Here is a 19,232-nt window from a genome sequence, read left to right as displayed (position 1 = left end):
CACTCACTTTTGGTTTCATTACTGGAGAATACCTACTCCAAACACCGGGTCCCGTCCCGGTGCTCCAGCATCTATGGCTTGGTCGCGTAATGTGGCCAACGCTTGGGCCTGATTTGAGCTCGCACGAAATAGGCAGGCATAGCGGGCTGAAACGAAAGGCGTTGCCATCGATGTGCCGGTCTCACGGCTAATCGTACCATCTGGATGTGCGACTTCGACGGAAACGCCGCTGGCCGCAAAATCAACATAGTTACCTTGATTGGCCCATCGATAGATAGCCTGTTTACTGTCTACCGCTGTTACCGCAATAGTTGACGGGTATGCTGCCGGAAACAAAGGTGGTGAGGCTGGTCCTTCGTTTCCAACGGCTGCAATAATTTGTATCCCTTGTTCGCTAATTTTTTTTATAACGTTAGCAAGTACAGGGTTTTCTGGCCCCGCTAAGCTCATATTAATAGTATCAACATGCTTGGCGACTAAATAATTAAGACCATCAATTAATGATAATAAGGTCGCGCCCTGACTAATACTGTTACGCGTATAAAAAACGCTGGCGTTATAAAGATGACTACCTGTGAGCATGTTATCTGCTAATAAGCTGGCCACTGATGTACCGTGTAACTGGGTAGTCGGCAACGCTTGTGGAAGAAAAGACTGCTGTTCAATAACAAGGTGTTTTAGTGCCTGGTGGTTGTGCGCAATGTTGGTATCTATCATTCCAATTCGAACAGGTACTTGGCAAACTTTTGGCTTACCAGTAGTTGCAATACTAGTTTGCTTGTCTTGGCTGTTTTTCTGGTTTTCAAGGGGAGCAGGATTTTCATGGATTTCGTAAGTCTCTGGGCTCTGTAGTTCGCCCATGTTTTGCGCTAAATAGATGTGATTTCGGCCTACTTGTTCTTTTAGTGATGTTGGTAAGCTGTTTCTTATTTGAGACAGTTCATCAAGGTTAGTACTAACCTTTAAACGGTAAACCCACTGGTCTATGGCGGTTAGATAGTGAGATGATTCAATCGTGATGTCGGGGTGAGAAAAGTGAGTTTTGTCAGCCTCGCTACCCACAACCAACCACTCGCTTTTTACCGCTAAAAATCCGTCAGGGGCTTTTACTTCTTTTAGTACAAGATTGCCCGCAGGCGAAGTAAGACTAAGGGGAGATGGAACAGTAAATTGCGGGGCAGGTATGTTGGCTAAGGTTTCAAAAGTATTGCCAACACCTTGTTCTACCTGGTTTTCAAGCACATCTCGCACGGTGCCAACATCAACGGGTACTTTGTCAATAATAGGATTAACAGGCTCGATTATTTGACGACCAATAGTTAACTGGGCGCAGGCATCCGAGCTTACCATGCTACTTAATGAAAGTATTAAGCCACTTACTATTAACTGACAAAGCGATCTGCACATCATCATTTTACCTCACTTGCTTTGCGGCTGAGTCTATACAGGCAACTCACAGCCTTGCATGCGTATTGCTCACCACGCGTGACTCACATAATCGATAAATAAAGCTGGCATAAAACGTGCCCTTATCGATGGATAACCCTTTTCTAGTACTTAGTTAACGTTTGTTGGTAAAAAAAATTCCCTACCGTTGGGAATAAATCACGGCGCCAAACGTTAACCATGTATAAAGCGTAATTTCATAGGAAAATGTATGAAAGAAGAAGTGTCTGAACTCGTTCCATCATTAAGAAAGTTTGCGTTTTCACTTACGGGCAATATACATGATGCTGACGATTTACTGCAAAATACAATTGAGAAACTACTGACTAAACCTCTGCCACAAGATGCCACGTTAATGGCATGGGCATTTCGAGTTTGCCGCAATTTATGGATAGATGAATATCGAGCGCAAAAAGTAAGAGCAAGTGCGGCGGTTAACCCTGAATTGCAGGCGCAGGATGAGGCGCACTTGGATGAAGCGCTTTCAGGCGGCATTACGTTAAAGCAAGTGAGTAAAGCTATGGGGGAATTACCCCCAGAGCAAAGAGAGACCTTGTCACTTATTGCGATTCAAGGCATGAGCTACTCAGATGCTTCAGAGGTCCTTGAGGTACCGGCGGGGACGATTATGAGCAGGCTTGCTAGGGCACGAAGCAAACTCAGTAATGTGCTAAATCCACAACAGGAGGTGGTGCTATGATTATATCTGACGAAATGCTTTCAGCATTTTTAGATGCAGAACTTAGCGATGAGGACATGGAATACGTGAGAGCGTCGATTGCCAGTGATCTTGCTTTGTCAGACCGTTTAGCGTCTTTGGCACAGGTAGACATGATGGTGAAAGCGGCAGCTGATGCGGCAACGCAAAAACCTTTGCCTAATAGCGTAGTGGCTATGCTTGCAGACGATGTTTCTTCAGAAGCCTATCTTGAGCAAGCGGACTTCGACTCAGATCATGTAAGTTCAAGTCATGCAGGTGAGCGCATACCACGCAACGTAACCTCGCTTAATCGCAAGCCCAAAGAATCTAGACGTAGTGGGAAGTGGAAAGTACCTTTATCGTTAGCGGCAGGTGTGGCGTTAGTGGCAGGACTAACCTTGATGCAATCGGAGCAGACAGCCCCCCTTGACCCAGCAAGCACTTCGTCAACGAATAGCCATTGGGCGAATGTATCTAAAGCCCTCGATAATAATTTAACGGGCGAGATGATGGTGACCGATGCGGGTATGGAAATAGTGCCACAATTGTCGTTTATGAATAATCAATCTCAGTTGTGTAGGCAGGCGCAGATACAAGGTGAAGATGAACTGAATATCATGATTGCATGTAAAAATGGTCAGGGCATTTGGCAACTTCACGCCAGTAAGCTGATAACAGCGGGTCGTGATAAAGGTGAGTATCAAACAGCAAGTGCCAACAAAGTACTTGATGAAGAGATAGATTTGTTAATGGTGTCCACACCATTAAATAGAGAGCAAGAGAAGCAAGCTATTAATCATGGATGGCAGTCTAAGGCTGCCGAAGGAGTAGTTAATGAAAACTAAATTTATAGCGTTTCTAGCAGTGATAGTAATGACAGGGTGTGCGAGCCAACCCGATTACCGACAGGCGTCTAACGGCGGTTTTGGGTATACCGAAAGCAAATTAAGCGAAACCCAATACCGTGTTCACTTCAAAGGCAGAGGGTCGGATAAGAGTAAAGCCATGGATTATGCCATGTACCGCTCGGCGGAATTGACCTTACTAAAAGGTTACGATTGGTTTGTAGTAACCGACCGGGAAACCATGGTAGATAAAGAGCGTGTTCAAACATCACCTCAGGTTGGCTTTAGCCAACGTTATGCAAGGGTAACTGAGTGTGGCGTTATTACTTGTAGAACGTCTTACCATCCTACAACCCTGTTTGAATCTGGTATCTTTGTGGGCGGCTCACAAAAAAGCGAAATCGAAAGTATTTTGAATATTGAGATGGGAAAGGGTACTCGACCCACCTCGGCTACCAGCTTTGATGCGAGAGAAATCAGCAACAACTTAAAGCCTGATACGGAATCTTGATGCTAAGTCCTGACAAAGGATTTTAACCCTGAAGGCTAGGTTCTTTTATACATAAGAAAAGCCCCAAATGGGGCTTTTCTTGTATTACAAGCCATTGGGGCTTAGGTGAAGTGCCTAATTGAAATGGCTGTCCACTTCTTTTTCGGCTTCTTCACGGCTTTTGCCGTACGCTTGTTGAATCTTGCCTACTAGCTCTTCACGACGACCGTCAATTACGTCTAGGTCATCATCGGTAAGTTTACCCCATTGCTGTTGTACCTTACCTTTCATTTCTTTCCAGTTGCCTTCGATACGATCATTGTTCATATGTTGCTCCTTTAAAAAGAATAACCGAGTGGTTATTGTGAACTGCACTTAATAAGTAGCAATCCTCGTTCCAAAGATTAACGTCTTGATCAATATGGACTTTCGTTGATTTCTATAAAGGAGCTATTGCCAGCGCCCTGCATTATTTACAGGGCGCTGAAAGTCGTACAGGGTTTTATGCTTACGCGGCACAGCAAAATCGTTGCTTTAATGCTAATTAGGCAAGCTGTTTCGCAAAGGCTTCAACATCTTGGCGTTTATCTATCTTATGTTGATCTTCACTGCGGCCTTCACGCCAATAACTACTGATATAAACTTGGCTGTGAGGTACCTGTTTTTCGTCTTTTAGCCACGAACGAATTTTTCTCATCTGTGAAAATTCACACGCAACCCATACCGCGGGCGTTCCCTGTGGCCAGTTAGTGCGCTGCAAGGCGTCAGACAAGGTTGCTTCTTCTTTAGATACCCACTGAATCGATACGCCTTCAGGTTTTTCTAGCACCGTGGCATCCAATTCATGTTCAATAGCAATAACGGCAATGCCTTTAGTATGGCTGGGAAGCGCTTGTAAATAGTTGCGAATACTAGGCAGTGCAGTCATATCGCCTGCGAAGAGCACCCACTCGTAGTCTTCAGCTAACGCTTTACTGCTGCCGGGGCCTGCAATCGTTAGCTTATCGCCTTCTTTTGCACTTAGCGCCCATGCTGCCGCGGGGCCAGTCACCCCATCTTTAACATGCACTACCATATCGATGGTCATTTGAGCTTTTTGTCTATCGAAGCTATTTATTGTGTAGGTTCGCATCGCAACGGGGCTATCTTTCGCAGGCTTTACTATAGGGTTGCCATTTAAATCAAAAAGTAATTTAACGTAGGCGCCAGGACGAGTTTCTGGAAAGTCTTCTAATGTAGGGCCGCCAAGGACAATACGTTGCATGTTGGGTGTTACGCGGAAGGAATCGATAACTTCAACAACTCGAGGTGCGGGTTTAGACATGATTTTCTCCAAATAGGACAGTGGCAAGATTCTATTTGATAATAGTTCTCATTTCCATTTCTAAGATTGGGATGAAACCTAGCTAATAATTCTGGTTTTTAGAAAAGTAGGCAGTAATACGCAAGAGAGGATTTTATTACAGGCAAAAAGAAAGGGGCTAAAGAGCCCCTTAAGAAAAACACAACATAACTTGGAAAACACATTTACACTTCACAAAGCCAACACACTAAATGACTCCATGTATTAGTAAGAGCGGGGAATTAAAGAAAAGTTCAGCAAAATAGAAAAATAAATAAAAAAACTTTGAAACAATGATTTTTAGGGCTTCTTTAACCTTATATCTCATTGTTTTCAAAAGAAGGGCAAGGAATAAAAAATAAGTAAGTAAATAAAGCTACACGCAAAAAAATGCCCGCCAAAGGCGGGCCAAAATCAGAGGTATATAAAAGGCCGGGAAGGGCCTTAGAGGGGAGAGGCATGCTGTCGGGTGACAGCACACTAATAATATCGATGACATTACTAGTGTTCCTCAATATGGCCATTGCTGAAGGCATAATGCCGGGTCAACAGAGCCAAATAGGTTACAATCCTTTGTTGCACATGGACATCAATGTCTGTGCCAGTGATGTGGGTATCCAGCAGCAATCGCGATAATAGCGTTTGCAACTCTGCATCCTGCAGGCCTTTGTGACTTAATCCAAGTCACCATCACACTCAACTGGCGCAAAAACAGATAATCGGTCATTCACGTCAACAACTTCCTTAAGCGAATCAACCCACTCCGTGGTGATTGCTTTGTCGACATCAATGTCAACCTTGCGCGTCATTGAGACGTATCCTTTTTCAACATCCGTGTTGGTGTTAAACGTATTTAACTTTCCGATAAACAACAGAGCGACTTTAACCTTGCTATCAATCCTTGCATCCTTGGCCGACGAATTTCCTTTTACGTCCAATGTTGTCAGCCTGCGCAGATAAAGTCTGTAATGCCATGGTTACCTTCGTGGTAACGGTATGCCTTCCTAGCATCATGTTTACATCTGTTGTTATCCGTTAGTCTAATTAATGCTAAACTCGTGCCAATCATCAAAAGCAATTCAATTAATTTGTAAATAATTGATATATATTTATTTTTTGCTTTATTTCTACATGTTGGCACTTTATAAGCGTATGTTTAAGAAAATGGGTGGGAAAATTTTTCCTACCGCTATGTCGTTTCTTACCGACATGTACACGCAAAATTACACCTAAGGTTACTTTGCCTAAATATGTGCTTGTTTACTGAACAAACCATTAATATAATAAAAATCTAATATATTGAGGTCTTTGATATGAAATTAGCAATTGATGTGCTTTTGCATGTAAGCACGCACAAAGGGCGATGGGTTTATTTTTTTCTCGCCGTTTTAACGGCATTTGCCGCTTTTCAAATGCGCCTGATTCAGATTGATACCGACCCCGAAAACATGTTGGCCGAATCTCATAGTGCTCGCACCTTTCACAATGAGGTAAAACAAACCTTCGCCATGCACGATGCGATAGTGGTTGGTCTGGTGGTAGCGGATGATCTTGCAAAAGGCGACGGGGCCAAAGACGACGAGGCTAAAGACGATCAGGTCAAAGATGGCATATACACGCCAGAAAACTTGGCGGCCATTCACCAAGTGACCAACCATGTGCTCGCCTTAGAGGGTGTTATTAGCCAAGACGTCATGGCGTTTTCAACGGTAGACAATATTAAGCAAGGTAGTGACGGTAGCCTGGAATTCTCATGGCTAATGGCCAGCCCACCTGAAACCGCAAGTGCAAGTGCACAACTACGAGATTCTATCGAAAAGCTGCCTTTATTGTACGATACACTTGCTGCCTCTTCAGGCAACGCTGCTGCTATCTATATTCCCATTGCCGATAAAAATGAAAGTTATCGCATTGCCCAAGATATTCGCGCTTATTTAGCGAATGTTGACACGGCTGGCCAATGGCACATCACAGGGTTACCTGTGGCTGAAGATCAATTTGGGGTGGAAATGTTTGTGCAAATGGCCATTGCTGCGCCTGCAGCTGGTGCTATGATTTTTATTCTTCTGTTCCTATTTTTTAGAAATTGGTCTCTTGTTACGGCACCCATGATAGTGGCGATGGGCACGGTTATCATTACCATGGGGGCTCTCATTGGTATGGGGTTCACCGTGCACATCATGTCTTCCATGATCGCCATTTTTCTAATGCCTATCGCGGTAGTCGACTCAGTACACATATTGTCTGAATTTTCCGACCGTTATAAACCTGGTGAAAACGCGGGCAAAGTGATCACTCAAGTAGTTGAGCACTTATTTAAGCCCATGCTGTTTACGTCGCTCACCTCGTCAGCAGGTTTCTTCTCCTTAATGCTAACGCCCATTCCTCCTGTGCAAATCTTTGGCGCTTATATTGGGTTTGGTATTTTGCTGGCATTTTTGATTACCCTTACTTTTATTCCTGCTTATATATCTCGAATGTCGCCCGCAGCATTAAACAAGCTTCAAGTAGCGCTGCATCAAAGTGAAGAAGTAGGCAATAGTGAGGGTAGTAGTACTTTACTAAAGCGTACCGTGAATAAACTGCGCTATATTGCGCTGAACCACCGAGCGCTAATTATTGCTGTATTTGGTGCTATCACCCTTGTATCAGCGTGGGGTATTACGCAAATTAATATCAACGACAACCCTGTGCGTTGGTTTAAGCAAGACCATGAAATAAGAGTGGCAGACAGGGCCTTAAATGCAGAGTTTGCGGGCACATATAACGCCTATTTGGTGATTACAGACACCAATGAAAGCACTGATGCAAGCAAGATCTTAAACGAGGCAAAATTACCTGCTAGTTTAGATGAGTGGGTTGAGCAAACCCAAGCCACGATAAATCAGAGCGACGATGCTAACAAAATGTCGGAACTTGCCATGCGTATTGATGATGCGCTGTTTAGCAACCTCAACGATGATGAACAAACGGCGTTAGAAAGTTTATTGCAGGTCGTTGATACCGCAAATGGGCATGCCAATACCTTCCAACAGCCCAAGGTGCTTAAGCATATTGAAGGGTTGCAGTCGTACTTGGCTACCCAACCTTTAATTGGTAAAACCCAGTCTTTGGTTGATGTCGTCAAAGTGGTGAACCGTGAGTTACGCTCAGGCAACGAAACAGACTATGCATTACCCGCCAACAACCGAGGCGTGGCACAAACCTTAATGCAATATCAGTCTTCCCATCGTCCGCAAGACTTGTGGCATTTTGTTACGCCGGATTATCGCCAAACGCTGATTTGGTTGCAGCTAACCAGTGGTGATAATCAAGATATGACGAATGTAATTTCGCTTGTAGAAGATTACTTTGCGAAGAATCCATTACCACAAGGGCTAAGCTACGACTGGGCAGGTAAAGCTTACTTAAATGTGGTGTGGCAGGAAAGCATGGTAACAGGCATGTTGGAAAGTTTGCTTAGCGCTTTTGTCATTGTGTTTGTGATGATGGTACTGCTGTTTCGTTCTTTTGTTTTTGGTGTGCTTGCGATGCTCCCCCTTACCATCACTATTACCTTTATTTATGGCCTTATTGGCATTGTAGGCAAGGACTACGACATGCCTATTGCCGTGCTATCGGCGCTCACCTTAGGCTTATCTGTCGATTTTGCTATTCACTTCCTTGCTAGGGCGCGGGAAATTTATAAAGAAACGGGCAGTGTGTCAGACACATTAGACGCTATGTTCGATGAGCCAGCTAGTGCGATAACGCGCAATGCGTTGGTAATAGCACTGGGCTTCACGCCTTTATTGCTAGCGCCGTTAGTGCCTTACATAACGGTGGGTGTTTTCTTAGCGAGCATCATGGCGGTATCTGCCTTGGTGACTTTGTTGGTCTTACCCTCGGCCATGGTATTTCTAAAACGTTGGGTTTTCAAAGGAGCTTAATATGCGTAATTCAATGCTTCAAATCGCTAAAGTTAGTTATGTTTCTTCTCACATAACGGCGAGCAAGACGGCAGTTCGTATACTCGCCGCTACTATGATGGTGTTAGGTATTTTTGGAAGTGCTAGTGCATCTGCCGTTGAAGAGGATATCGCCAGTATTATTGCAAAGTCAGAAAAGGCCGCCTATTACGCTGGTGGTGACGGTAAATCGATGGCTCGAATGATTATCGTAGACAGCCAGGGCCGCAAGCAAATGCGCCAATTCACGATTCTGCGCAAAGACGTGCTAGACAATGAAGGCACTGAAACGGGCGATCAAAAAATGCTGGTGTTTTTCAGCCGTCCAACCGAAGTAAAAGGTACGGTGTTTAGAGTTGAAAAGCGCACCAACATTAATACTGATGACGATCGTTGGTTGTATTTACCCGCCCTTGATTTGGTGAAGCGAATAGCCGCGGGTGATAAACGCACCTCGTTTGTCGGCTCTCATTTTTTCTATGAAGATGTGTCGGGTCGGGCAGTGTCAGAAGACAACTTCACAATGCAAAACACTACCGACACTCACTATGTGTTGCGCGCAACGCCTAAAAATGTAGGTAGCGTAGAGTTTTCCCATTATATAGTAGAGATAGATAAGCAAACCTATTTGCCCACGCTGATCAACTTTTTCAAAGGGGATGATAATTACCGCCGAGTCGAAGCCGTGTCAGTAGAAACAGTTCAAGGCTACCCGACGGTAGTGCGAAGCAAGGTGTCTGATTTAGCATCAGGCGGCTATACCCTACTGGAATTTCGCGGTATTCAATACGATATTGCGTTGCCAGACAGCGTATTTAGTGAGCGTAGTTTACGCGTGCCACCACGAGAGTTTGTGGAGTAATTGTGATGCGGGGAAAGAAATTACGTGGACTAGCGCTACTGGCAGCAGCGTTGTTGGAAACAAGTGTTTCACTTCCAGTGTATTCACAAGAACTCAAGAATGAAATTGCGAAAGACGTACCCGTCAAAACTGAACAAGTTGATAACCCAGAGGCTATTAGCGAGGACGATTGGGAAGACGAAGGTTGGAGCGACGATAATTTGGAAAATGAAGGCTGGGACGATGACAGCTGGAGTGACGATAATTGGGACAACGAAGACTGGGGCGAGCAGGACAATAACGCCACCGCTTATACCTTTAGTGGATTTGTCGAGCTAGCGGCAGGAAACCGAGTGGCGAATGATACTACCATTGCTTCTAGCAGCACCTTACGAGATGCAAGAGTGCAACTGCGCGCCGATTATACGCTAGCAGCATCGAAACTCAGTTTTCGTGGCGATGCGTGGTATGACGGTGTTAAACATCAACGAGAATTTCAGATACGTGAGCTAGCATGGCAAGGCAACCTAGCTGCTTTGGGCCAATGGGGCAATGCTTTTGACTTAAAAGTCGGGCAGCAAGTACTTACTTGGGGAACAGGCGACTATGTGTTTCTTAACGACCTTTTCCCAAAAGATTATCAGTCATTTTTCTCAGGCCGTGATGATGAGTATTTAAAAGCGCCCAGTGCCTCTATTAAGTTATCGGGTTATTGGGAGGCCTTAAATATAGATGTTGTGGTGACGCCTGACTTTGAACCCGATATTGGTATTACAGGAGAGGTGTTTTCTTTTTTTAGCCCCGAAGTAAATGGAAATGTAGCGCCAGCGTATTCAGTAACTCATGCTAATACGCCAAGCGGTAGTGAAGTGGCGTTGCGGGCGCATCGCACGTTTAGCAGTTCGTTTGGGAGTGTTGAGGCTGCGTTATATGGCTATCGAGGCTATACCAAGCAACCCACGGCCGTTGATGAATTGGGTGCGCCGCGCTATAGCCGCTTAAATGCCATTGGCGCCAGCGTAGTTATGCCCTTGGGCAAAGGGATTGCAAATGCAGAGTATGCATATTACCGGAGTGTGGAAGACAGCGAAGGTACGTCACCATCAGTGAGTAATTCGCAGAGCCGCTTCTTACTTGGGTACAGCCAAGAAGTGATGGTGAACGTAACCGGCGGTGTGCAGTGGTATACCGAAGCCATTCAACATCATGATGCGTTATTGACCCATTCAGCCTACCCAGAATTTGAGCAAGAAGCGTATCGCCATTGGGTAACTACTCGCCTTACATGGCAGGCGTGGCGACAAACCCTTACCCTTAATAGCTTTTTGTTTTACTCCCCCACCGACAGCGATGGTTACTTGAAAGCTAGCGCAAGTTATTCACCTACTGATAAGTGGCAGGTTCGAGGCGGAGTAAACCTATTTAGTGGTGATGAACCGCATACTTTCTTTGCGCAATTCGAAGACGCCAGTAACGTCTATTTTGCGTTTAGGTATTTTTATTAAGGAGTGGAAAAGCACTGCTACAGCCGGAATGCGGTAGCAGTGACAAAACGCGAGTTACCAAGAACCATACATAGGGTTAGGTAAAATAAACAAGCTAGTACCGACTTCAGGCAGTATTGCTGGAAGATAAGCATCTTCTTGCGTTACGCCTTGAAAATCTTCAATGTTATCGCCAATTTGCATAATAATATTATGTGGTTTGTTCCAGCCTTTAATTGCAGTGTCATTAGTTATTGAGCAAGCTGGCGAGCCTTGTTTTACGGCATTACGACGACGGTCTTTATCGTTCACAATGTACTTATGATCAACGGCATCTTTGTCTGCAGGTAGTCTGCCCATAATACAGGTGTTGCTCGGTGTAAGCGGTAAGCCTACAGCCAATAGGTTGTTCCACGTGTGGCTGTCTAAGGTTTTATCGCGGTTAGTAATAAGTGCAATCTTTCCACCTCTTTCAATCACCGTTGCTAGAAACTTATCTACACCGGGAACCAAAGTGGCTTCTTCTCTTTTTATCCATGCATTCCAGCTTTCGCTTGAATAACCCAAGCCTTTTGACTCACGCTCTTCTTGATAAAGGCTGTTATCAAGCACGGTTTCATCTACATCTAGCACAATTACGGCCGGCGTTTGCTGATTTTCAAAGGTCGCAGGCAGTGCGGCAGTAGCCTGTTTATAAACATAGGCGCTAAGAAGAGGATACTCTTTGCTCTGACGTTGGTATTTCACTGAGTTTGATAGAGAAAACGACGCTTCTGGTGCGGCGGCCGCGGCGGTATCAGCCTGTTTTGTGGTGACACATGCCGATAGCGCACTTAGCGCCAAACAAGACACGGCAATAGGTCGCAGTGCGGTCTTAAGAGAAGTAGAAGCAGTGGTAAACATGTTTATAGTCCTTGCTTAGCGTTAACAGTCTGTATTCGCCAATGAAAATTTTGATGCGTTACTTTGACACAAAACCTTCCGGCTTCAAAATAAAGGTAACCTGCCCGAGCATCGTTTTGTCGTATTGCTGACAAAATTCGCCATATTTTACAACATGGTATATGAGGCTAAGCGCTAAACACCTTAGGCAAAGTCGAGTAAGTCTGTACCAAAGAAGTTATCGATAATGCATCGCCATTCACCGCTGTCGTTTCGCTGCATCACATAGACGGCTCGCTTTCCGTCACAAGGTAATGCATGAGGAGCGGCTTTTGGCACTAAGTAAAGCTTAGCGATGACTAACGCCACATCGCCCGCTTCAATCACAATTTCATCGCCGGTGGTAACGATATGCTCTGGCATATATTTGTGTTGGAAGGTTTGTAGTGCGCTAACACAATCGTGCTGGGCTGTGCCCTTTAATGGTGTTGATATTACCTTGGCGTTATCGCCATAGCATGCGCTAACCGAATCAGGATCGTTATCGTTTACCGCGTTGTGCAAACGGGCTAATAACTGTGTGATGTTGTTCATGGCTGTCGTCTCGTTTGTTTTTACCGCGAAGACAGACTTAAGAAAAACCCGCCTTGGCGGCGGGTTTTAGTGATGTTTTACGTACGCACTAACTTTCCCGCCAATTATTAATAATAATAGCGAGGAGAATAATAGTGTTTAACGCCAAACCTTGGCGCGGTGCAAAAAACTGCAATGTGCGTAATGTCATACCCGCAGTATTTAATTTGCCGAATAAAAAGTCAACGACTTTGTTTTACTACACTGGTTAGTGAGGGTCATGAAGCAGGCTCTTCACCCGCCCTCAGGAATTTTGTTTAAGCGCATGCTCCGCTGCCGCATCCCTGCGGCAGAGGGTCATGAAGCATATTCTTCACTCTCACTCGGAAACTTTACTTTGCGGTGTGAACCGTCAAAGCGTCACACGCTGGGACAGTGTGTATCAACGTATACCTTTAGCTGGTGCTAAACAAAACGCCATGGGTGGTATAAAACAAGATGGTAAAAGTGATTTTGTCATTGGGGATGGTGACAGCAAACGGGCTGCTGTGTATGTTAGTGTTATTGAGTTGTAGATGTAGAATTATTCAGCGCAACTTCAAGATAACCATCAATGCCTGGTGGCCCTGCGTATTTTCATGGCGTGGCGAAAAGAGCGAAAAAAATAACGAGAGTATTAGCTAATGGATAACCTAGTAGTACCTATGTTTGCCCACGTTTTATTGTGTACCTTTCTGTATATGCTTTTAACTTTCGTGAGAGCGCCGAAGGTGTGGGGGATAGGCCGCAATGACGATGGCTCCAATCCATTCGATGCTATTCAATCTAAAACCAGCGCTAATTTAAGTAACCAATTCGAGTGGTCGCTATTTTTTCATGTCATTTGCGTTGTATTAATAGTTAAAGGGCTTGAGTTACAGCCTATTTATATAGCTCTTGCTTGGGTCTTTGTTGTAGGGCGAATAGTACATAGCATGGTGCAAATAATGACGTCGAACATAAAATTACGAGGCATTGTTTTCATGCTTAATTTCTTGGCTGTTTTGGCAATGTGGGGCTTGTTCGTTGCTGAAACTGTGGTTGCACAAAGCTAGCGTAAAGTCACAACAAGGATTCTTATGACAAAAATAGTCGTGTTCGGTAATTCAGGTTCAGGAAAGTCGACCTTGGCCAAGAACTTGGTAAAGGTTCACCACATCGCGCATTTAGATTTAGACTCGGTGGCCTGGGCGCCCTCAAATTCGATCACAAGCCCACCTAGTCGTATGCCTATCAGCGAATCGACAGTGCTTATTGAACGTTTTTTAACTGACAATACATCGTGGGTTATTGAAGGGTGTTATTCCGATTTACTCGCTGAAGTACTGCCTCGTGCCGATGAACTTATATTCTTAAATCTACCCATGAAGCTTTGTGTTGAAAACGCTAAGGCGCGCCCTTGGGAGCCTCATAAATATGAATCTAAGCAAGCGCAAGATGCGAATTTAGACATGTTGATAGACTGGATAAAGGAATATGAAAATAGAACGGATACCTTTTCCAAGCAAAGTCATCAAGCCCTGTACGATAGTTTTGGGGGAGCCAAAACCATGTACACCTCAAACAACCACAGCGAAGCACCATGACCTACGATGTGTTTAATCATTTTTGTGGTGGCTTAAAGGCTACAACTTATGTAATGCAATGGAATAACTCCCATGTGTGGAAGGTGGGGGGTAAAGTATTTGCCATAGGTGGCTTGAGTAAGACTGGTGAGCCCGCGTATATCTTTAAAACCTCAGATCTTAACTACCACTTTTTGAGTGAGAAACCCGGGTATCGCCCCGCGCCTTATTTTGCGTCTCGGGGCATGAAATGGATCCAGCAATTTGGTGGCGCTGAAGCGCAAACTAAAATGGCCGGTAAACAAAGTACAGAAGATCTCGACGAAGAGCTTAGCTACTACTTACACGAGTCTTACAAAATAGTATCGCTAGGCCTAACTAAGAAAAAACAGAAAGAACTAGGGTTGAGCTAAGCTTATAGCTTTGACTATAACACTCAATTACCGGAAGATAGGGCGATAATTTAACATGGCCTGCCAATCGTTAAAGGCCATTAATAACAGGGTAAGACCATGCCAAAGGCAAGTGAAATTAAAAAGAATCACACCATCGTTTATGGTGGAAAAACATGTATTGTTAGAGATATCGAACGTTCAGTACCTCAGGGCCGTGCGGGTGGTAGTATTTATCGCATGCGTATGTACGACGTGGTTAGCGGCGCTAAGTTTGATGAAACATTTAAAGATTCAGACATGCTAGAAATGGCTGATTTGGTTCGTCGCCCTGTGATGTTTTCTTACATTGATGGCGACGAGTATGTATTCCTCGATAACGAAGATTACACGCCGTACCATTTAAACAAAGAAAGCATTGCTGATGAAGCTTTGTTTATTAATGAAAAGACCGAGTCTATTCAGGTGTTAATTGTAAGCGACGTGCCAGTGGCGCTAGATTTACCGATGAGTGTAGAGCTTGAAGTGACTGAAACCGATCCTTCAATTAAAGGTGCCTCTGCAACTTCGCGTACCAAGCCTGCTACTTTATCGACTGGCCTAGTGGTTCAAGTGCCTGAGTACATCAGTACTGGTGAGTGGATAAAGGTAAATACCGAAGAGCGTAAATTCCAAAGTCGCGCGTAAGTTCACGATTATTAGTTGCGCCTTGTTGAGAATATTAAGGCGCAACTATCTCGTACTTTTGTGAGCTCCTCGCTTTAGCTTAAAAATCAAACGCGTACCAAAACTATACTTTATTGCCTTTCAAGTTATTCCCTCTCAATAGAAGCCATCGCTCCATAGACCAAAGCTCCGTAAACCAAAGCAACGCAAGTCAAAGCTACGCGCTGTCAGAACGCAAAATACAAAAACACATTCATCCCATAAGTTGTTTTCACTTACGCAATTACCCCTTAGTAAATTAGTCATTTAAGCCAGCACAGGGCAGTGTATAATTGATTAAATAGCAATGTTATAGCGTTACAAAAACAATCCGTTTTATATTAAAAGCTAGGTAAAAATATGAATTTTAAAACGTATCCTTGGGTCAGTATTGTCTCCATTTGCATTTTATTAGCTGGTCACGGGGCAAGCGCAAAAGACATAGACGTTGCAGGCACTTTAGTAGCCGAAGGTAGCCGAGAAGACATAATCATTCCTGTGGGTGCTGGTGGAAATAACAGCGCAGAACTAGAAACCTTTATTCCTGTAACCGTTATTAATGGGGTTAAATCAGGACCTGTACTTGCGACCATCGCTGGCGTTCATGGCTATGAATATAATTCAATTTTAGCCACTGAAAAATGGCTGGCGAATATCGACCCTAGTACATTAACCGGCACTATTATTGCGGTGCGTGTGGCGCACATTCCTGCGTTTGAAGAAAAAAGTATTTACGTAAACCCTCATGATAGGAAAAACCTTAATAGAAGTTTTCCTGGCAAGGAAGATGGAACGCAGACTGAGCAAATAGCATGGAATCTATCGAACCACGTTATTGCAAAAGCCGACTTTGTTATCGACCTTCATAGTGGTGATGGAGCTGAATGGCTGGCTGGTTTTGTGGGGGTGTATGGTGGGCCGCTTTCAAGTAATTACAACCAAGCCATGTTAGTAGCAGAAGGGTTTAACTTCCCAAATATCGTGACTTACAAAATGAATACACAAAAACAAGTAGATACCCGCCGTTCGCTAAATCGCCAAGCGGTAGCTCATGGTGCCCCAACCATTTTGGTCGAAATTGGTGAAAACGGTTCGAAAAAAGAAGAACACGTAAATGCGATGGTAAAAGGGCTTGAAGAAGCCACTCGTATTTTGGGAATTACTTCACCTTCAACTATTAACAACAGTAAAGCTGCGCTTACCTCGCAGAGCGCGTCTGTCAGTCGCTACTTTGAAGGGACTTTTTCGGTGCCGGTTAACTTTTCGGGTTTATGGTTTCCTGAAATTACCACTGGGCAATTTCTGAAAAAGGGCGATACGTTAGGGGTAGTAAAAGACTATTTCGGCAATACGGTTGAAACCGTGATTGCACCTGAAAGCGGCTTTGCGCTATATGGGTTATCAGGGCCTTCAGTCAAACAAGGGCAAAGTATTATGACCATTGCTAAAGAAGTAAAATAAGAAGCTTAGATCTGTGCTTAGCTTAATGAAATAGTACAACGACATAAGGCAGTGGAATTCCCGCAAGCGGCAATTTAGCCACTGCCCATTCAATTAGATGTTTGCTACAACTGCGTTGTAGAAAGCTTCTGGGCTAGTTGCTTCATTTGCTGCAACTGATAGCGCCATTTCAGCACGAACAGCAGTAACAACATCAGCACGTGCCGCTTCGTTTACGTCTAAAATATCAAGCATTGCCGTTAGATGCGCGCCAGAACCTTGGCTAGTTTCTTCAATAACGTTGTTAAAGTTATTTTGAATGAATACCGCCGCAGTAGCCATTTTACCTTCACAAGAATCAGCAGATGATACTTTTGAAGAAACCGCAGTCGTACCTAAATCCCAAATGATGTTTGAAATGGCAGCAGCTGTGCCATTGTCATCAAAAATAGCCGCGCCAATACCACAGTGTTTCCACGGGTTGATGTTGTCGTCAGCCGATACGTTTCCAGCAATGGCAGTAGTCGTAAGAAGTGCAGCAAGCGTTAGTTTTTTAAACATTGTTATATTCCTCTGATTGTTATTAGTAATAATGTGAAATGAGCAAGCCGAAGTCAGTACCATGCTTGTTATCAATATTGGCTCTCACATCCCAGCGCTGATTAATTGAATATCGCGCGGTAATAGAGAGGTAATGTTGATCCTTCGATGGCTGGTTCACAAACCATTGTTGTCCTACTGCCAATGACATTGCTATTTCAGACGTAACATGTGCTACGCCTCCCACTTCTGAACCCACAGCGATAAAGCCGCCATTCAGATTAGAGCTGGTAATAGAAGTGCTGAGCGCGGCATAACCTACAAGGTTGTGATGAAAGGCCCAAGACTTCCCAATAAAACTATCGATATAACCTGCGCCGCAGTGGGTACAGTTGTTAGCCTGTTCTCTGTAGCCAAAGGCCAGTTTCCAAGCCCAATTGCTATCAAGTGGCAATCCAGATTCAGACGCATTAAGGTTAATAATTCGTACCGGCGTAAACTCTTTTACTGCCAACCCTTCACCCTCTAGGTAACGAAGACGAAGATTAAAGGTGGTTAGCTCAGAGTAAGGAATTCGCCCCGCATTCAGCGTGAGCAGATCGTAATAATTGGCCCTAAAGTTCAACTCTCCCGCCACGTCGCCTGATGGTGTGTCGTATAAACCAAGACCAATACGCGTGGTATCTTGTGCTTCATGAGGAGGGCGTCTATCTACGCTTTTCCAGTTTGGTTTAACGGGTGCCATAGCAAACCGTTTTATCATGGCTTGCCGCTTTTGTGCTTGTTGTATAGTGGTGAGGTCGTCTTCTTTTTGTTCTATAAAAGCAAAATAGTCGTAGAGGGTATCAATAACCCGTATTGCCGATGCGCCACCTAAAGCAGTAAGCTTAGCTTGTGTGTCTTCAGGTTCACTTTTTAATATTTGCAATAAAGTTTGCTGTTCTTTGTCCGTGAGTTGCTGCCAGCGATCGTAAAGTGTTTGCTGACGCGAACCATGGTAGATGACTTCATTAAACATGGGCCGGCTGCTCTGATGACGCTGCATCATTACCACTAAATCAAACGGCATTACCCATACCTTGTTAGGGGCAATCAGGGGTTCATCAAAAACTAAGCTGAGTAACTTTGCCAATTGATAGGCACAGTTCTGCTCAAAGAAGTAATAGGTCATGGTGGCATTTTCTAGCTCCCATAAATGGGCGAGCAGAAATTGAATATCGTGTTGCGATAGGGCAAGTTTATATTCCCACATATCGCGAAGCTCGGTTTCGCTGTAGGTTAAATGATGATGATGGTATTGCTGGTTAGAGAACTTGCCTTGATAGCCGCCTAAGATGCCTTTGGTAATGTAAACCAACTTGTTTTCATTATCGGGCACTTTGGCCCCGTAAGAGAAGGTGTTATCGAGTAATCCATCTGCCGACTCACCATTAAACTTTAAAAATACATGGCCAAACATCGACGCTGGGTTACCTAAGTAACCGGAAGCAAAAATTAGGCTGGCGCTGTGAGTAGAGAACGTATTTAAGTATTCTTGATACTTTGGGCATGCCACGTCAGGGAAGCTAATTGAGGGTATATGTTTTTCGATAAAACGCTTACGTGCGGGAAATTGGCATTGGCGTTTTGGGGTTTGCGAAAAGGCGCGAATAGTTGCTTCAAGTTCTGAAAGTGGATCTTCAAAGCCATTTTCGGCTAAATAGAAGTTACTGTTATTGTGGTTAAGTGTTACCGCTGTTTGTTCAGTATGTAATAACTGTTTCCACACGCTGTGCGATGCAAGGTTATTTATATTTTGAGGCGCATTGTTAGCGTAAGCTAGCGTTACGGTACAAAAAAATATAATGCAACAACGGGTGAAAAAGGAATACAACGTCACTTCCTAAACTAAATCCATGTAAATTCGCATCAACGATGTAGAGACATACCGTTTCGTTGCGCAGTGAAGATTGCAGAATATGCCTGCGCTAAAGTGCATATACAAGTTCAAATAACAGATAA

21 protein-coding genes are annotated in these 19,232 nt (G+C 44.2%); 13 read left to right on the top strand and 8 right to left on the bottom strand.

The window, feature by feature from the left end:
- Positions 1–18: 18 nt before the first annotated feature.
- The gene (locus AVL57_RS18635; RefSeq protein WP_232363260.1) at positions 19–1,413 is read right to left on the bottom strand and encodes a S8 family serine peptidase; all 1,395 of its coding nucleotides are present in this window, start codon (positions 1,411–1,413) and stop codon (positions 19–21) included.
- A gap of 244 nt (positions 1,414–1,657) precedes the next feature.
- Between AVL57_RS18635 and AVL57_RS18630 the strand changes: the two genes are divergently transcribed.
- The 3 genes from AVL57_RS18630 to AVL57_RS18620 are packed head-to-tail and all read left to right on the top strand — an operon-like array spanning position 1,658 to position 3,502.
- The gene (locus AVL57_RS18630; RefSeq protein ID WP_057795447.1) at positions 1,658–2,146 is read left to right on the top strand and encodes an RNA polymerase sigma factor; all 489 of its coding nucleotides are present in this window, start codon (positions 1,658–1,660) and stop codon (positions 2,144–2,146) included.
- Entirely contained in the window at positions 2,143–2,991 is an 849-nt protein-coding gene (locus AVL57_RS18625) for an anti-sigma factor family protein (protein WP_057795449.1), read from the top strand. The genes AVL57_RS18630 and AVL57_RS18625 overlap by 4 nt, the downstream gene beginning before the upstream one ends.
- Positions 2,981–3,502 (top strand): CC0125/CC1285 family lipoprotein, encoded by a 522-nt coding sequence (locus tag AVL57_RS18620; RefSeq protein ID WP_057795451.1) that lies wholly within the window; start codon positions 2,981–2,983, stop codon positions 3,500–3,502. The genes AVL57_RS18625 and AVL57_RS18620 overlap by 11 nt, the downstream gene beginning before the upstream one ends.
- Before the next feature lie 114 nt (positions 3,503–3,616).
- Here AVL57_RS18620 and AVL57_RS18615 read toward each other — a convergent pair whose 3' ends face one another.
- The gene (locus AVL57_RS18615; protein ID WP_057795453.1) at positions 3,617–3,808 is read right to left on the bottom strand and encodes a CsbD family protein; all 192 of its coding nucleotides are present in this window, start codon (positions 3,806–3,808) and stop codon (positions 3,617–3,619) included.
- Positions 3,809–4,025: 217 nt separating this feature from the next.
- The gene (locus tag AVL57_RS18610) at positions 4,026–4,805 is read right to left on the bottom strand and encodes a siderophore-interacting protein (RefSeq protein ID WP_057795455.1); all 780 of its coding nucleotides are present in this window, start codon (positions 4,803–4,805) and stop codon (positions 4,026–4,028) included.
- Between the two features lie 477 nt (positions 4,806–5,282).
- On the opposite strand from AVL57_RS18610, the gene AVL57_RS18605 reads away from it, so the two are divergent.
- Complete coding sequence (locus tag AVL57_RS18605; protein ID WP_156454654.1) at positions 5,283–5,459, top strand: hypothetical protein; 177 nt, start codon at positions 5,283–5,285, stop codon at positions 5,457–5,459.
- A 38-nt stretch (positions 5,460–5,497) separates the two neighbouring features.
- Here the strand turns inward: AVL57_RS18605 and AVL57_RS18600 are convergent, their stop codons facing one another.
- Positions 5,498–5,761, bottom strand: a complete 264-nt coding sequence (locus AVL57_RS18600; RefSeq protein ID WP_057795459.1) for a hypothetical protein — start codon at positions 5,759–5,761, stop codon at positions 5,498–5,500.
- Between the two features lie 375 nt (positions 5,762–6,136).
- Here AVL57_RS18600 and AVL57_RS18595 point away from each other — a divergent pair, with 375 nt between their 5' ends.
- The 3 genes from AVL57_RS18595 to AVL57_RS18585 all read left to right on the top strand — a co-directional run bounded on the left by AVL57_RS18595 (position 6,137) and on the right by AVL57_RS18585 (position 11,116).
- On the top strand, positions 6,137–8,752 hold the full coding sequence (locus AVL57_RS18595; RefSeq protein WP_057795461.1) for an efflux RND transporter permease subunit: 2,616 nt from the start codon (positions 6,137–6,139) through the stop codon (positions 8,750–8,752).
- Between the two features lie 97 nt (positions 8,753–8,849).
- Positions 8,850–9,632 carry an outer membrane lipoprotein-sorting protein gene (locus AVL57_RS18590; protein ID WP_232363292.1) on the top strand — a complete coding sequence of 261 codons (783 nt, stop codon included), beginning with the start codon at positions 8,850–8,852 and terminating at the stop codon, positions 9,630–9,632.
- Between the two features lie 5 nt (positions 9,633–9,637).
- Positions 9,638–11,116, top strand: a complete 1,479-nt coding sequence (locus AVL57_RS18585; RefSeq protein WP_057796534.1) for a DUF1302 domain-containing protein — start codon at positions 9,638–9,640, stop codon at positions 11,114–11,116.
- A gap of 54 nt (positions 11,117–11,170) precedes the next feature.
- Here AVL57_RS18585 and AVL57_RS18580 read toward each other — a convergent pair whose 3' ends face one another.
- Both AVL57_RS18580 and AVL57_RS18575 read right to left on the bottom strand, forming a co-directional pair.
- Positions 11,171–11,998 carry an HAD family acid phosphatase gene (locus AVL57_RS18580; protein WP_057795463.1) on the bottom strand — a complete coding sequence of 276 codons (828 nt, stop codon included), beginning with the start codon at positions 11,996–11,998 and terminating at the stop codon, positions 11,171–11,173.
- A gap of 183 nt (positions 11,999–12,181) precedes the next feature.
- Complete coding sequence (locus tag AVL57_RS18575; protein ID WP_057795465.1) at positions 12,182–12,571, bottom strand: YybH family protein; 390 nt, start codon at positions 12,569–12,571, stop codon at positions 12,182–12,184.
- A 338-nt stretch (positions 12,572–12,909) separates the two neighbouring features.
- On the opposite strand from AVL57_RS18575, the gene AVL57_RS18570 reads away from it, so the two are divergent.
- From AVL57_RS18570 to AVL57_RS18545, 6 genes are all read left to right on the top strand, one after another.
- Positions 12,910–13,125: a hypothetical protein gene (locus AVL57_RS18570; RefSeq protein WP_057795467.1), complete on the top strand. Its 216-nt coding sequence runs from the start codon at positions 12,910–12,912 to the stop codon at positions 13,123–13,125.
- A 108-nt stretch (positions 13,126–13,233) separates the two neighbouring features.
- Positions 13,234–13,644, top strand: coding sequence for an MAPEG family protein (locus AVL57_RS18565; RefSeq protein ID WP_057795469.1), 411 nt, complete (start codon positions 13,234–13,236; stop codon positions 13,642–13,644).
- Positions 13,645–13,668: 24 nt separating this feature from the next.
- Positions 13,669–14,175 carry an AAA family ATPase gene (locus tag AVL57_RS18560; protein WP_057795471.1) on the top strand — a complete coding sequence of 169 codons (507 nt, stop codon included), beginning with the start codon at positions 13,669–13,671 and terminating at the stop codon, positions 14,173–14,175.
- Positions 14,172–14,567: an MmcQ/YjbR family DNA-binding protein gene (locus tag AVL57_RS18555; protein ID WP_057795473.1), complete on the top strand. Its 396-nt coding sequence runs from the start codon at positions 14,172–14,174 to the stop codon at positions 14,565–14,567. Before AVL57_RS18560 ends, AVL57_RS18555 begins: the two co-directional genes overlap by 4 nt.
- 99 nt (positions 14,568–14,666) lie before the next feature.
- Positions 14,667–15,233 (top strand): elongation factor P-like protein EfpL, encoded by a 567-nt coding sequence (gene efpL / locus AVL57_RS18550; protein WP_013786447.1) that lies wholly within the window; start codon positions 14,667–14,669, stop codon positions 15,231–15,233.
- A 378-nt stretch (positions 15,234–15,611) separates the two neighbouring features.
- On the top strand, positions 15,612–16,712 hold the full coding sequence (locus AVL57_RS18545) for a M14 family metallopeptidase (protein WP_057795475.1): 1,101 nt from the start codon (positions 15,612–15,614) through the stop codon (positions 16,710–16,712).
- A gap of 93 nt (positions 16,713–16,805) precedes the next feature.
- Here AVL57_RS18545 and AVL57_RS18540 read toward each other — a convergent pair whose 3' ends face one another.
- Together AVL57_RS18540 and AVL57_RS18535 are read right to left on the bottom strand one after the other, a co-directional pair.
- A complete protein-coding gene (locus tag AVL57_RS18540; RefSeq protein ID WP_057795477.1) occupies positions 16,806–17,252 on the bottom strand; it encodes a DUF3015 family protein in 447 nt (148 codons plus the stop codon).
- A gap of 22 nt (positions 17,253–17,274) precedes the next feature.
- Positions 17,275–19,104, bottom strand: a complete 1,830-nt coding sequence (locus AVL57_RS18535; protein ID WP_057795478.1) for an Lnb N-terminal periplasmic domain-containing protein — start codon at positions 19,102–19,104, stop codon at positions 17,275–17,277.
- Positions 19,105–19,232: the final 128 nt, after the last annotated feature.

Origin of the sequence: Alteromonas stellipolaris (genome assembly GCF_001562115.1) — a bacterium.
In the GTDB taxonomy this organism is placed as follows: domain Bacteria; phylum Pseudomonadota; class Gammaproteobacteria; order Enterobacterales; family Alteromonadaceae; genus Alteromonas; species Alteromonas stellipolaris.
The sequence above is the reverse complement of the archived record's forward strand: the minus strand, read 5'-3'. Positions and strand labels throughout refer to the sequence as shown.

Coding starts and splice junctions, on each gene's coding strand:
- AVL57_RS18635 (WP_232363260.1), bottom strand. CDS start 1,413: ATGATGATGTGCAGATCGCTTTGTCAGTTAATAGTAAGTGGCTTAATA.
- AVL57_RS18630 (WP_057795447.1), top strand. CDS start 1,658: ATGAAAGAAGAAGTGTCTGAACTCGTTCCATCATTAAGAAAGTTTGCG.
- AVL57_RS18625 (WP_057795449.1), top strand. CDS start 2,143: ATGATTATATCTGACGAAATGCTTTCAGCATTTTTAGATGCAGAACTT.
- AVL57_RS18620 (WP_057795451.1), top strand. CDS start 2,981: ATGAAAACTAAATTTATAGCGTTTCTAGCAGTGATAGTAATGACAGGG.
- AVL57_RS18615 (WP_057795453.1), bottom strand. CDS start 3,808: ATGAACAATGATCGTATCGAAGGCAACTGGAAAGAAATGAAAGGTAAG.
- AVL57_RS18610 (WP_057795455.1), bottom strand. CDS start 4,805: ATGTCTAAACCCGCACCTCGAGTTGTTGAAGTTATCGATTCCTTCCGC.
- AVL57_RS18605 (WP_156454654.1), top strand. CDS start 5,283: ATGCTGTCGGGTGACAGCACACTAATAATATCGATGACATTACTAGTG.
- AVL57_RS18595 (WP_057795461.1), top strand. CDS start 6,137: ATGAAATTAGCAATTGATGTGCTTTTGCATGTAAGCACGCACAAAGGG.
- AVL57_RS18590 (WP_232363292.1), top strand. CDS start 8,850: ATGGTGTTAGGTATTTTTGGAAGTGCTAGTGCATCTGCCGTTGAAGAG.
- AVL57_RS18585 (WP_057796534.1), top strand. CDS start 9,638: ATGCGGGGAAAGAAATTACGTGGACTAGCGCTACTGGCAGCAGCGTTG.
- AVL57_RS18580 (WP_057795463.1), bottom strand. CDS start 11,998: ATGTTTACCACTGCTTCTACTTCTCTTAAGACCGCACTGCGACCTATT.
- AVL57_RS18575 (WP_057795465.1), bottom strand. CDS start 12,571: ATGAACAACATCACACAGTTATTAGCCCGTTTGCACAACGCGGTAAAC.
- AVL57_RS18570 (WP_057795467.1), top strand. CDS start 12,910: ATGAAGCATATTCTTCACTCTCACTCGGAAACTTTACTTTGCGGTGTG.
- AVL57_RS18565 (WP_057795469.1), top strand. CDS start 13,234: ATGGATAACCTAGTAGTACCTATGTTTGCCCACGTTTTATTGTGTACC.
- AVL57_RS18560 (WP_057795471.1), top strand. CDS start 13,669: ATGACAAAAATAGTCGTGTTCGGTAATTCAGGTTCAGGAAAGTCGACC.
- AVL57_RS18555 (WP_057795473.1), top strand. CDS start 14,172: ATGACCTACGATGTGTTTAATCATTTTTGTGGTGGCTTAAAGGCTACA.
- efpL (WP_013786447.1), top strand. CDS start 14,667: ATGCCAAAGGCAAGTGAAATTAAAAAGAATCACACCATCGTTTATGGT.
- AVL57_RS18545 (WP_057795475.1), top strand. CDS start 15,612: ATGAATTTTAAAACGTATCCTTGGGTCAGTATTGTCTCCATTTGCATT.
- AVL57_RS18540 (WP_057795477.1), bottom strand. CDS start 17,252: ATGTTTAAAAAACTAACGCTTGCTGCACTTCTTACGACTACTGCCATT.